Here is a 12,832-nt window from a genome sequence, read left to right on the forward strand (position 1 = left end):
CCCAGTTCCGGGTCGTCGGCAATGGTAAGGTTGAGGTCGGTGAGGCGGTCAACGAGGCGCTCAATAACAGGTGCTGGCACGCTCTGCGCCGCCAGAAACGCCTGAAACGGCACCCCAAATTCGGGGGCTAATTCCACGAAGGCGAAACGGCGGCGCAACGCATAATCCAGCGGGGCCAGGCTCCGGTCCGCTAAGTTCATGGTACCGATGACGAACACATTGGCGGGCACGTAGAAGCGAGGCGCCTCGGCCGGGGCGTAGGGCAGGCGCACGGCGTGGGCCGGGCCCCGCTTGTCAACTTCCAGCAGCAAAAGCAGCTCCCCAAAAATGCGGCTTAGGTTGCCTCGGTTCAATTCATCAATCAAGAGGAAATACGGCCGTTCTGGGTCTGCGGCCGCCCGCTGGCAAAACGCAGGCAGCACGCCGTCTTGTAGCCGAAACATGCCCTGTGCATCGGGCCGGAAACCTTGCACGAAGTCCTCGTAGCTGTAGCTCGGGTGAAACTGGATTAGCTCTATTTGGGCGGCATCGGTAGCACCAACCTCCAACCAAGCTAGCCGGCGGGCCAGAAACGTTTTGCCCGTGCCCGGCGGCCCTTGCAGAATCAGGTTGCGGCGACGGTGCAGAGCAGCCAGGGCCGCATCAAGCTGCTCGTCGGAAACGAATAACTCTTGCCGCGCCATGGCACGGTTGTAAGGCTGAGCGGGCGGTAAGGTGTAAGCGGCAACGGGCTCATGGACTACGCTGGTATCGGGAGCAGATGTTGCTGCTTCCCCAGATTCGGCCCCGGCGCCTTTTTTTCGGGGAGGCTTCTCTCGGGTAATGCCCGTGTGGAGTTCCTGCATGGCATCCTGCGCGGCTACGTCGCCATCGAGCAGAGACGAGTTTTCCAGAGTCGGGCGCTTGGTAGCAATGGTGAAATCGAGTTGCTCTAGCACCCGGTTGGTAGCGGCACCGGCCGGCAGGGGCCAGGCGGCCTCCGGCTGCTCCGTAGCCAAACGGTAGGCGAGCTGCGCCACTGCCCGGGGCGCGTAGCGGCGGCCGCGGTACACAAGGTCGTACACGGTGCTCAACGGCATCCGGGGCCCTTCGCGGTCCAGTTGGCGCAGGGCCCGCAACACTTGCTCGCGGGTAAGTAAGCTCAGGTCGGGTTCGGGTTTTGGCATTCGTTTAAAAGTACAGGTAAAACCCATTTGCGGCAGGGTTAGGTCCCGCTGCAACGCTTTTTAAACGCAGAAAAGCCCGGCTGCGAGGAGCAAACCGGGCTTCTGAGGCAAGCAGCATTATTTCTGCTGCGTGGTTTTCTTCTTACCGTCGGGCTTATCTTTTACGGTTTCCTCGTTCTTCTTTTCCTTGCTTTTAGTCGCCGGATCGGTATGCTGGGGCGTGGTGGTGGGCTGAGCCATAGAAAACGGTAGTAATGGTTGAGGTTTACTGCTGTTACGTGGAAAGAAAGCGAGCAGACGGGTTTTGTCGAGCTTTCTTCGCGGGTCACTTCAATCGAGGTAAGTAGGCTACCCCGCCGTAATGGTGCGCTGAATGCCAAGCTTTTTCATGCGGGCTTCCAGCGTTTTCGGGTTGATATCGAGGAGTAGGGCGGCACCGGTAGGGCCACTGACCCGCCCACCGGTACGGCGCAGGGCCGCCAGAATATGGTCACGCTCTAGCTCCTTTAGCGTCTTAAGCGAGCCGCTTGCGTCAGGAGTAGCAACTGGGGCGCGGGTAGCCGAAAAGCCCGCGAATTCCAAAAATGGCCCTTCGCTCACAATGACGGCTTGTTCGAGCACGTGCTCCAACTCGCGCACGTTGCCGGGCCAGTTGTATTGCCGTAGAGCCCGCAAATCCCGCTCGCGCAAGCCCCGCACTGGTTTGCCCATTTGCTTGGTAAAGCGCTCCAGAAAGTGTCGCATCAGCGGTTCGATATCGTCGGGCCGCTCGCGCAGGGCAGGCAGCCGGATAGGAAACACGTCGAGGCGGTAGTACAAGTCGGCGCGGAAGCGGCCGGCCGCTACTTCGTCTTCCAGCACCCGGTTGGAGGCGGCCACCACCCGGGCGTCCGTCTTGATTACGCGCCGGCCGCCAATACGCTCAAACTCCTTTTCCTGCAACACCCGCAACAGCTTGGCTTGCAAATCGAGCGGCAGTTCGCCCACTTCATCCAGGAAAATAGTGCCTCCATCAGCCAACTCGAACTTGCCAATGCGGCGGTCGAAAGCCCCCGTGAAAGCGCCTTTCTCGTGGCCGAAAAGCTCGCTTTCAATTAGTTGAGCAGGCAAGGCCGCACAGTTGATCTTGATGAGAGCCCGGCTTTTGCGGGGCGAAAGGTTGTGCAGCGCCCGGGCCACCAACTCCTTGCCCGTACCCGTTTCACCCTGAACCAGAACGGTCGTGTCAGTGGATGCCACTTGCCGAATCCGATTCTGTACCTGCTGCATCACGGCGCTTGTTCCTATGAAGTCCTCGAACTTAGCGGTGGTATTGATTTCGTCGATGAGGTAGGTTTTCTCTTGTTCCAACTGCGCGCGCAAGGCTTCAATCTGCTCGAAAGCAAACAGGTTTTGCATGGCCAGCGTGATTTGCGGCACCAAGCTCTTCATCAACTCCAGATCGGCTGTGGTGAAGTTGTCGGGGTTGCGGCTGGCCAGCACCAGCACGGCCATGTGGTCGTGCTCCACCCAAAGTGGCACGCCCAGCATCGAGCGGGTACCATGGTGTTCGGCGGCGTGGCGCAGCATCCGATACTGGGTGGTCAGAGCCAGGAAATCGAGGCCGGTGTGAATTGCGGGCTCGGAAAACAAGCCAAAGGTTTCGGCTTGCATGGCTTCTCTGTTTTCCACTCCTTCCCAACGGTCTTCGCCCAGGGAGTGAAACGTATTATCAGCCGCTTTGGCGAATTCGGCAAAGCTTTCGGTGGCAGCAGTCGGCCGCTGGATACGCAGGCCAAAGTAGTCGCACGGTATAATGCGGTCCAGTTCGGTGGCTACCGTACGGAAGAGCTGCTCGCGGTTCTTGCTGCTGAGCAAGGCATTGTTGATCGTCAATTGCACCGATTTTTCCTGCTCTCGCCGCGCAACTTCCTCGAAAGCCAGCGCATTGCTAACGGCTACGGCTATCAGGCTGCCAATTTTGCCTAGCAACGTCAAGTCATCCGACGAAAACGTTGGCCGGCGACGCGCAGCCATCACCAACAAGCCCACTAAGTGCCCGCCCGTACGAAGCGGCGCCACGGTAAGATGAGGCATCAGGCGCTTCTGCATTTTCTGAAACGGCTCGTAGCTGGGGTAGTCAGCTAAAAGCGACCCAACATCAACTTGCTGCACGCGCGGGTCATGCAGGAAAACCTCGATGGGGGTCCCGGCCACTGGGGTCACATCGGGCCAGTCAGGCATGAGGGGAGGCGCGCCGTCGAGTAAGTCGCGCAAAAAGATGCGCTTCTGTTGGAGCGCGCTATCCAGGGTGATAATGGCAATGCTGTCGAAGGGAAAAATCAACCGCAGCTTTTCAGTGACTATTTTGAATAATGCCTCTTTACTGCGGGTAGTGGCAATAGCTTCATTGAGATAAAGCAACAACGATTCATCCTGATTATTCATGGTTCAAGTAAAGCTGAAGCATAGAGTTTATTCCCTAAATATCAGGAAATAAAACGAGAAATTTCTTAAATATCAGGATAATTAACCATTCAGAAAAAGTTTGATGAACAGAGATAATAAAAAATAATATGCATTTAAACTGCGGTAAAGCGGTTTTTAGTAAGGATTAAAGATGTTTTAATCCTTTGGCACATCATTGGGTAAGAGGGAGCTAACCATAAGCTGAATTCACGATGCTTTCCCGATCGACTCTTACCGCTTCACTTTTAACAGCTGGCTTGCTTGTAGGAGCTTCTACGGCCCGTGCGCAAGTAGCCGCTGATTCTTTGTCACTGAGCAACACCATTCAGGCCGTACTTGATGCCAACCCGGCTGTTACCTCCCTGGAAGAAGAAGTAAATGCCGCTACCAGCCGCGTAACGCAGAGCCGTGGCGGCTTCCTGCCCCAGGTAACAGGTACGGCTACCTACACCCGCATCGATCCGGTGGTGAAGCTGCAACTCACCCCCGATGCGCCCGTATTTCAGTTGGCTCCCAACAACAACTACGACGCTCACATCACGCTGGAATACGGTATTCTGGACTTCGGCAAGAGGGAAGCTACAACCAACTTAGCCGAAAGCCGCCGCCTCACGGCCACCGACAACATTGTAGTTACTCGCCGCGACTTGGCGTACTCGGCGGTGCAGGCCTATTACAATATTCTCTTCGTGCGCGAGAGCATCAAGGTGCAGGACGAGCAGATTGCTTCGTTGCAGCAGCACCAGCGCGAAATGGAAAAGCGTGTGCAGGGCGGGGTGAGCACCAAGTTCGATGTCACGACCACGCAGGTGCGCATCACGCAGGCCCAGAACAATAAGATTGACCTCGAAAACCAGTTGCGCAACCAGCAGGTGCAACTAACTCGGCTGCTGCACAAACCTGAATACGTGAACGTACCCGTTCGGGGCGCGCTTACGTACCAGCCACAACCCGTTAATTTGAACGCGGCTTTGGCGCAAGCCATCGACAAACGGCCCGAAGTAAAGCTTGCCCGCGACGCCGAAAACACCGCCAATCTTAATCTGAAGCTGATTGAGCGCGCCAATACCCCCACGCTCGGCGTCGGGGCCCAGTTCGGGGCCAAGAACGGCTATCTGCCCAACCTTGACAGAATCCGGCCTAATTCCGTAGGCGTGGTGCAGCTTTCGGTACCCATCTACGACGGCAACAAAAACAAAAATCAGCGGGTGGAAGCTTTGGCTACCATTCGGGGTTCGCAGGCCCGCATCCAGGATACGCAAGAGCAAATCCGCTCCGATGTGCGCCAGGCCGCCAACAACTTGCAGTCGAGTACGGCCCGTTACGACAACTCGGTGATTCAAATTGCGCAGGCCACCGATGCGCTGACCCGCGCCAAGGCCCGCTACCGCTACGATGTGGGTACCAACCTCGACGTGCTCGACGCCGAAACCTCGTTGGCGCAGGCCCGCTTGGCCCGCTTGCAGGCTATCTACAACCACACGCTCGGTCAGTACCAGCTCAAGCGCGCAACGGGCGAGCAGATATGGTAGAGAGTACCTAAGGAGAAGGGTAGTCGAGTAAAAAGGTTCAACCAAACGAGCTCACCAAACTGCTTACTCAGCTACCAGCCTACTTAGGTATTTTCCAGGCAGTTACTTAGCTATTCAGTTCCTTTCATGACTCTTTCCACCATTCTTTGTCCGATAGATTTTTCGGAGGCGACGGGGCCGTTGGTGGCATACGCAGCGGCTCTGGCAGCCGGAACCGGCGCTGCCCTTCGGCTGCTGCACGTGTTGGAACCGCAGCCCATGCTGGCCAGTCCCTCCGACCTCGACTTAGCCCAGCAGCTCGCTCGCTACCACGCCAGCGCTGAGGCAACGGGCGCCCGGGTTAGCACGGCCATTGTGCCGGGCACCGATGCGGCTCTTGAAATAGTAGAAGAAGCCCGCCGCCACTCCGTTGACATGATTGTTATCGGGGCGCACGGCCGCACGGGCCTCAGCCGATTCTTGATGGGCAGCACGGCCGAGGTAGTCGTGCGGACGGCCCCCTGCGTGACGCTGCTGGTGAAGTCGCCGGCCGAGTCCGATGCGTACCGCAAATCAGCATAAGAGCGGCAGTTTTTGTTGCTGATTGAATGCCATTCAAAACGAAGCCAGCAACAAGCCGCGTAAAACCTAATACCCCAAAACAAGAAACCAGCAATTCCTTTATATGGCAACCACCGTTCAACAAAATCCGGCCGTAGCTTCTAACTCTCACGCAGCTCCTGCTCCGGAGCCCGTAGAAGCGCAGCCGGAGGGCCGCTCGAAGCGCCCGATTATCTTACTTGTGCTCGCACTGGTGCTGCTGATTGGCGGTTACTTCGGCTGGCAGCAATATCAGTTTGCCCAAACCCACGAAGACACCGACGATGCTCAAGTGGAAGGCGACGTATACCCAATTCTACCGCGCGTAGGTGGGCCAGTGCTGGAAGTGAAGGTGCAAGACAACCAGCAGGTAAAGAAAGGCGACGTGCTCGTAACGCTGGACCCGGCCGATTATCAGCAGCGCGTGAATGCCGCCGAGGCCGCTTTAGCGGCTGCCCAAGCCAACGTAGTGGCCGCTCGGGCTGCCGTGCGAACCGCTCAAGCCACCGTAGGCAGCTCACAAGCCACTATTGGGGTCAGCGAAGCTTCTCGCGCTCGTCTGGAAAAGGATCTGAAGCGTAGCGAGTTTCTTCGTAAAGAAGACATTATCCCGCAGAGCGAGTACGATGCCGTGCAAGCCAACCTGCAAGCAACTAGTGCCCAGCGCTCTACCGCGCAGCAGCAAGTGCAGGTGGCCCGGCAGCAAGTAGCCGCCGCTGAGCAGCAAATTGCTGTGGCCCAGGCCGTAGTGAAGCAGCGCCAAGCTGATCTTGACAACGCCAAGTTGCAGTTGAGCTACACCACCATCACGGCCCCCGGCAACGGCATTGTGAGCAAGAAAAACGTGCAGCCCGGCCAAGTGGTGAGCCCTGGTCAGCAGCTCATGGGCCTAGTGGCCAGCGAGCGGACTTGGGTAGTTGCCAACTTCAAAGAAACGCAGCTTGGGGAGATGCGCGAGGGCCAGTCCGTCAAGATTGAGGTGGATGCCTATCCGGGGCGCGAGTTCGAGGGTAAAATCCAGTCGCTTTCCGCGGCTACTGGCGCTCGTTTTGCCTTGTTGCCTCCCGACAACGCCTCCGGCAACTTCGTGAAAGTAACGCAGCGGGTACCCGTCAAAATTGTGCTCGACCAGGTAGACCCCGAACATCCGCTCCGCGCTGGCATGAGCGTGGTAGCCACGGTAACCACCAAATAATTTCCAGACCGCAGACCAGAGTGGTGAGAAGAGAGGCTTGGTAACAACGCTTCACTTCTCACTCTTTGCTTCGCACTTTTTACTAGCTAATGGAAACCGGATTTACCAAGTGGATCATCGTCATTACGGTGGTGATGTGCTGCTTGCTGGAACTCATTGATACCAGCATCGTGAACGTGGCCCTCACCCAAATGATGGGTAACCTGTCGGCCACGCAACAGGAAGTAAGCTGGGTGGTGGCTTCCTACGGCATTGCCAACGTCATCGTTATTCCGATGACGGGCTTTTTGGCCGAGCAGTTCGGCCGCAAGAACTATTATCTTGTTTCGGTGGTCATCTTCACGCTGGCTTCCATTGCCTGCGGGCAGAGCACCAATATTTGGGAATTGGTAGCTTTTCGCTTCGTCCAAGGTATTGGCGGTGGGGCGCTCATGGCTACTTCGCAGGCGATTCTGATTGATACCTTCCCACCCAAACAACTGCCCCTGGGGCAAGCCTTGTTTGGTATGGGCGTGATTATCGGGCCTACTATTGGGCCCACGCTGGGTGGTTACATTGTAGATAACTACGACTGGCCCTGGATTTTCTACGTGAACGTGCCCGTCGGTATTCTGGCGTCTATCTTCACCATCCTGTTTATCCGGGACCCGGAGCGCATCAAAAATGCTATTCCGCGGCCCCTGCGCGAAATAGACTGGGCGGGTATCTTCCTGCTAATTTTGGGCGTTGGCTCGTTGCAACTGGTGTTGGAGCAGGGCGAAACCGAAGACTGGTTCGAGAGCTTGTATATCAATACGTTCACAGTGTTGGCGGCAATTGGGGTTATCGGCTTTGTCTGGCGCGAGCTAACAACCAAGCAGCCCATTGTGGATTTGCGGGTGTTGGGCAAGAGCCGGAACCTAGCCGTTGGCGCGTTCCTCTCGTTTATTCTAGGCTTCGGACTGTTCGCCTCGGTGTTTGTATTCCCGATCTTCACCCAGCGCATTCTGGGCTTCACCGCGGCTCAAACGGGGCTGATTTTGCTGCCGGGCGCCCTGGCTTCGGGCTTTATGATGCCCGTTATCGGAAGAATGCTGCAAGCAGGCGTACCGCAGAAGTTCATGATTCCGGTGGGGTTCACCATCTTCTTCTTTTTCACCTTCTGGATGAGCAAGGTAATTTCGCCCACCGCTGGCGAGAGTGACTTTTTCTGGCCCCTGATGGTGCGTGGTGTCGGCCTTGGGCTGATATTCCTGCCGATTACCACCATGTCGTTGGCGGGTTTGCAGGGCAAGGATGCCGGCCAAGCCGCTGGCCTTACCGGCATGATTCGGCAGTTGGGTGGTTCGTTCGGGGTGGCTATTGTAGGCACCGTTTTAGAGCGCAGCATCTATCACAACCGTGTAAACATGCTGCCCAATATCTCGCTCTACAACCCCGAAACGGTACAGCGTATTCAGGCTTTCACCCAGAACTTTATGTCGCGGGGCTTCTCCGCCGACCAGGCCCGCCAACAGGCGTATGCTGCCCTCGAAGGTATCCTGATGAAGCAGGTATCCATCATTACGTACAGCCAGATCTTCTCTATGCTCGGCTTTTTCTTTATAGCGTGCTTGCCACTGGTATTTCTCATCAAGCGAGCCCGCCGCGGCGAAGCCATTGATTTGAACGCGGCGCACTAACGGAGAATTGGTAAGCTTACTTAGTATCAGTGTAGCAGACCAGCTACTTAGCACTATAAAACAAGCAGCCCCAATCGGTATACCGGTTGGGGCTGCTTGTTTTATAGTGCTGAGAGAATGGGAGTTAACGTAAGCGCGGCAACTTCTCTGCTACTGGTATTGAATGTAAAGAGGCTTGGGGTTGAGCTCGGCCAACACTTCTTTAGGGGTCATGATGTGGTGGGGGGCTGGACGGGCATCATACTCGTAGAACAGCTTGAAGCCGGTGTACTGCACGGGCTGCTTCTCGATGTACGCTTTGTAGGAATCTTTCTTTAGTATTGGGTTGCCCCAGCCATCCATGTGCATCACCACTTGCACGCGCGGGTCAAGCTTGATGTTTTTGTAGTTGGTAATCATGCCCTGCGTGAAGCGGTGCACCGTCAGGACTTTGGGCGGAAGCTTGTTTTCGCTTACAACCCGCGCCAGGAAATTGATGGCATAGTTGACGTCCTTCGCGTCGTAAGTCCCGATTTTCTTGCCGGGCCGCACGCCTTTGGTCGCCATGGCAAACTCGGGGTCGATGCCCAGGTGTACAATGGGGTCTTTGAGGTAGGGCTCTAGCTTGTGGAGTTCGTGCTCCAAGTCGCTAAGGCCTACTTGTACATCGAGAAAGATGATGCATTTATGCTCTTTCGCCCAGGAAATAACCTCCTCAATAGTGGCTTTCGAATTCATGAGGCGGTATTTGCCGTCGGAACCCGCCGCGCCTTGCGCCGTGATGGTTACGTTGTGCAGGGCGGGCTGAATGGGCAGAGAAGGGTCGGCGTCTTGCCACTCTTTAAGCACCTTCTCGAACTTGCGAAACATCTGGTCTTTCGGCTCGCGCCCCAGAATGCCCATGCCCTTCGCCCGAATGTTGCCGTAGAAAGCTACAATGCGGTGACCCGGCAGAATGGCCCCTGGCAATTGTCCGCCCGCCCTCGTAATAGAGTCGGCCTTAAGCGAGTCGCGCCGCATAGCGGTTCGCTTCAAAGCTACCGTGTCAATTACGACCGGTTTGGCGGGATTGGCGGCCAATTTCGAGTCGGCGGTTTCGGTGCCGGAACTAGAGTCGCAGCCCGGTAAAGTGGTGAGTGTAAGGGCTAGGCCTAAGCCCGAAAATAGCACGCTGAGAGGAGAGATATACCGCACTGAAAACGAAAGAGTGAAAAGAGAAAGTGTCGGAAAGTTACACTTTTATTCACTCGGCTGTAGGGGCATGAAGGCTAGTTGGGCCCGCTTTGGTTGAAGGAAAGCCTGCTTCCAACTTCACCCCGGCCGGCTCTGGTTTTCACTGACCAGAGTATCTACGCGGCATGCAGCTGCTGCTTTTTGCGGCAGCGCAACCAAACTGACCGGGTGCTGGGGCGGAGGATTTCTTTTAAAAATTCAGCTTAAGAAGCGGATTCAGCCCGTAACTGGCTTGTTTTGCCAGCCCAAGCTTACTGGTATTGGATGTAAAGGGGCGCCGGCGTGAGGGCAACAACCTCGCGCGAAGTCATCAGGCGGGAGTTGGAACGTTGATCGTTCTTATAGAAAATTTTGAACCCGGTATACTCCACGGGCTCCTGCTTAATGAACTTGCGGTAAGAATTGCGCTTGATGCTGGGCGTACCCCAGCCATCCATGTGCATCACAATTTGCACGCGCGGGTCGAGCTTGATATTCTGGTAGTTGGTGACCATATCCTGGCGGAAGCGGTGTACCACCAGCACCTTCGGCGGCAACTGGTTTTCGCTTACCAGGCGCGCCAGAAACCACCGGGTATAGTTGATATCCTGGGCGTCGAACTCGCCAACTTCCGTCCCGGGGCGCCGCCCCGATTTCATGGAAAACTCGGGGTCGATGCCTAAGTGCACAAAGGGCAGGCGCAAGTATTTTTCCAGCTTGGGTAACTCGTGTTGCAAGTCGCTGAGGCCCACCTGCACATCCAGAAACACCAAAGCATTCTGCTCCCGGCCCCATTCCACCACTCTCCGGATAGCAGTATCGGGCAGGGCCATCCGGTACTTGCCGTCGGCCCCGGAGTCGCGCTGCGCAATAACGGCAATCAGGTGCAAAGCCGGCCGCACGGGCAGCGAATCAGCTTTTTGCCAGTCTTTCACTTGCAGCCGCAGGCGGCGCAGCATCTCGTCTTTGGGGTACTGCCCCAGAATCCCCATGGCCTTGTGCAGCGGGTTGCCATAAAACGCCACAATCCGCTCGGCCGGGAAAATCGCGCCGGGCAACCGGCCGCCGGCCCGGGCCACCGAGTCGGCACGAAGCGAATCGCGCCGGATGATATCGACTTTGCGTTGGACTACTTGCGCCGTACTCACTTGGGGCCGTGTCGTGTCGCAGTTGGTGAAACTTAGAACCAGCAACGTCAAGCTTGCTAGTAGCAGCAAGGTTGCTAGGCGAAAGGCAGGATGAATAGGATACTGCAAAAAGAAACTAGTTGAGAGACGAAATAATCAAACAGCTGATGGGAATTTTAGATCGGACGAGCGTGGAATAAATTCTGAAGGTAGAGCAGTATACGTCCTCGAACGTTAAAAAACCAAATTCCGCTTCCTGAAAGTGGAATTTGGTTTCGTTGGTAATCATTTGGTGATAACTGGTTAAAGGTGAAGCAATATGAAACAAGCACTAGGTAAGATTCTGGTGTTCTGGCGCTAGGCAAGCGGGGAATTTAGCTTCCTGTAAACAGGTCTTTTATCCTGTCCGTTTACTTCAAGGCGAAGGTGATAGGAACAGTATACGATACGGCGACCTTCTTGCCGTCCTGACTGCCAGGAGTCCACTTGCCAGGCAGGTTTCGCACGGCCGCCAACGCAGCTTCGTCCATCTCCTTACTTGCTGCATCGGAGCCGTTGGCGTCACTCATTCCTTTTTGAAGTTTGACGTCCTGTATACTCCCATCTTCCACCACAACGAATGAAACAAACACCTTGCCCTCTAGCTTAGCAGCTATGGCAGCGGCGGGATACTGTAGCTGTTGTAGGTCAGTTAAAAGCTGTTTCATGCCCCCTGAATATTCCGGCATCTTCTCTACGTATTGGTACACCCTAGTCGGCGGTGGTGGCATTGGAACCAGTCGTGGCGGCGGTGGCGGTGCTACTTCACTTTCGGAGGCGGCAGTTGCTGATGTGGGAGCAGCGGAGTCATCAGCCGCTTGCTCGCAGGCAAAAGTGAACAGCAGCCCGGCGCTTACCGGCAGCAGCAACCACTGCTTCCAGCGGCGGGCAGAATGAGGGGAATAGAGCATGGCAATGCGGGTAAGGGTTTGAGATTGAGTGAAAGAATGGGTAAGCGGCAGATGCGGGTGCAGCCGCCGCAACGTGAGGCGGGCCAGTAATGCGGCGTAACGAGTAGGCGCTTCCGGCGCGGACATGGTTTGCAGCACGGCCGCATCAGCAATGTATTCGTGGGTGAGGTCCAGGGCCCGTGGGTAGAGATGCACGAATGGATTAAACCAAAGTATGGCTCGCGCTAACTCCAAAAGCAGCCGTTCTTGGGTGTGGCCTTGCCGCACGTGCACCAACTCGTGTTGCAGTACTTGTTGAGATTCGGCTGGTGTGAGAGCAAGGGTTTCATCCCAAAAGATCAACCGTCCGAAAGAGCTGACAGGCAGTTTGCTACTGGTTGTAAGTAGGGTGAAGCCTTCTCGTTTGTCGCGCGGAAGCCGCCGAACTTGCTGCCATAGAACTACTAGCTGCAAGCCTAACCGCGCCAGCCACAAGAGCACTCCAGCTATATAAACCAGCGGCAACCACGTCCACCAGGGAGTAGCGTTTTCGGCCGAGCTACTAGCAGTTACTGTCGGGAGGGTAATTGAGGGCGTAAGTAAGACCGTAGGCGCCGCGCTAGAAGGCAACCACCCACTTAGCCAGGGAGCCGCAACGGCCAGCAGCAGCGGCAGCAGCAGGGCCAGCCAGGGCGTGAAGCTCAGGAAGCGGCGGTTGTAGTGGAAGTACGGTTCGTGGCGCAGCAACAGGTGGTAGAGCAGCCAGCAGGCACCCAGGCACAGCGTGCTTTGCCACATCCAGTTAAGCAGGTCGGCCGTCGGTGGGAAGAGCATCATCGTCGTCGGATGGTAGGTTTTGCTGTGCATGGCGAAGCAACTCTTCGAGCTGCGCGGCGTCGAGGTTTTCTTCCTTGGCAAAAAACGACACCAGCCGGCTGAACGAGCCCCCAAAATGGCCCCCAAGCAGCTTGCGCAACGAAAAACGCCGGTAGTCGTCCTGGGCC

Annotated in this window: 10 protein-coding genes; 4 read left to right on the forward strand and 6 right to left on the reverse strand. The window is 56.3% G+C overall.

The window, feature by feature from the left end; all coding sequences use genetic code 11:
- The 3 genes from ACFE7X_RS11695 to ACFE7X_RS11705 form a co-directional block, all read right to left on the reverse strand.
- Nucleotides 1-1,166 (reverse strand): McrB family protein (locus ACFE7X_RS11695; RefSeq protein WP_375435850.1); only part of this gene is annotated, 1,166 nt, incomplete at its 3' end.
- A 117-nt stretch (nucleotides 1,167-1,283) separates the two neighbouring features.
- Nucleotides 1,284-1,406: a hypothetical protein gene (locus tag ACFE7X_RS11700; RefSeq protein ID WP_262924447.1), complete on the reverse strand. Its 123-nt coding sequence runs from the start codon at nucleotides 1,404-1,406 to the stop codon at nucleotides 1,284-1,286.
- A 108-nt stretch (nucleotides 1,407-1,514) separates the two neighbouring features.
- The gene (locus tag ACFE7X_RS11705; RefSeq protein ID WP_375435851.1) at nucleotides 1,515-3,593 is read right to left on the reverse strand and encodes a sigma 54-interacting transcriptional regulator; all 2,079 of its coding nucleotides are present in this window, start codon (nucleotides 3,591-3,593) and stop codon (nucleotides 1,515-1,517) included.
- Nucleotides 3,594-3,826: 233 nt separating this feature from the next.
- On the opposite strand from ACFE7X_RS11705, the gene ACFE7X_RS11710 reads away from it, so the two are divergent.
- The 4 genes from ACFE7X_RS11710 to ACFE7X_RS11725 all read left to right on the forward strand — a co-directional run bounded on the left by ACFE7X_RS11710 (nucleotide 3,827) and on the right by ACFE7X_RS11725 (nucleotide 8,581).
- Entirely contained in the window at nucleotides 3,827-5,146 is a 1,320-nt protein-coding gene (locus ACFE7X_RS11710; protein WP_375435852.1) for a TolC family protein, read from the forward strand.
- A 126-nt stretch (nucleotides 5,147-5,272) separates the two neighbouring features.
- Complete coding sequence (locus ACFE7X_RS11715; RefSeq protein WP_375435853.1) at nucleotides 5,273-5,707, forward strand: universal stress protein; 435 nt, start codon at nucleotides 5,273-5,275, stop codon at nucleotides 5,705-5,707.
- Nucleotides 5,708-5,810: 103 nt separating this feature from the next.
- Nucleotides 5,811-6,920, forward strand: a complete 1,110-nt coding sequence (locus ACFE7X_RS11720) for an HlyD family secretion protein (protein WP_375435854.1) — start codon at nucleotides 5,811-5,813, stop codon at nucleotides 6,918-6,920.
- A gap of 89 nt (nucleotides 6,921-7,009) precedes the next feature.
- Nucleotides 7,010-8,581, forward strand: a complete 1,572-nt coding sequence (locus ACFE7X_RS11725) for a DHA2 family efflux MFS transporter permease subunit (protein WP_375435855.1) — start codon at nucleotides 7,010-7,012, stop codon at nucleotides 8,579-8,581.
- A gap of 150 nt (nucleotides 8,582-8,731) precedes the next feature.
- On the opposite strand, the gene ACFE7X_RS11730 is transcribed toward ACFE7X_RS11725, so the two are convergent.
- From ACFE7X_RS11730 to ACFE7X_RS11740, 3 genes are all read right to left on the reverse strand, one after another.
- Nucleotides 8,732-9,754: a hypothetical protein gene (locus ACFE7X_RS11730; RefSeq protein WP_375435856.1), complete on the reverse strand. Its 1,023-nt coding sequence runs from the start codon at nucleotides 9,752-9,754 to the stop codon at nucleotides 8,732-8,734.
- Nucleotides 9,755-10,044: 290 nt separating this feature from the next.
- Entirely contained in the window at nucleotides 10,045-11,028 is a 984-nt protein-coding gene (locus tag ACFE7X_RS11735; RefSeq protein ID WP_375435857.1) for a hypothetical protein, read from the reverse strand.
- Between the two features lie 281 nt (nucleotides 11,029-11,309).
- Nucleotides 11,310-12,832, reverse strand: a 1,523-nt coding sequence (locus ACFE7X_RS11740) for a TonB family protein (protein WP_375435858.1), incomplete at its 5' end; no start/stop codon positions are given.

It is taken from the genome of uncultured Hymenobacter sp. (assembly GCF_964242765.1).
Classification (GTDB): domain Bacteria; phylum Bacteroidota; class Bacteroidia; order Cytophagales; family Hymenobacteraceae; genus Hymenobacter.

Coding starts and splice junctions, on each gene's coding strand:
- ACFE7X_RS11700 (WP_262924447.1), bottom strand. CDS start 1,406: ATGGCTCAGCCCACCACCACGCCCCAGCATACCGATCCGGCGACTAAA.
- ACFE7X_RS11705 (WP_375435851.1), bottom strand. CDS start 3,593: ATGAATAATCAGGATGAATCGTTGTTGCTTTATCTCAATGAAGCTATT.
- ACFE7X_RS11710 (WP_375435852.1), top strand. CDS start 3,827: ATGCTTTCCCGATCGACTCTTACCGCTTCACTTTTAACAGCTGGCTTG.
- ACFE7X_RS11715 (WP_375435853.1), top strand. CDS start 5,273: ATGACTCTTTCCACCATTCTTTGTCCGATAGATTTTTCGGAGGCGACG.
- ACFE7X_RS11720 (WP_375435854.1), top strand. CDS start 5,811: ATGGCAACCACCGTTCAACAAAATCCGGCCGTAGCTTCTAACTCTCAC.
- ACFE7X_RS11725 (WP_375435855.1), top strand. CDS start 7,010: ATGGAAACCGGATTTACCAAGTGGATCATCGTCATTACGGTGGTGATG.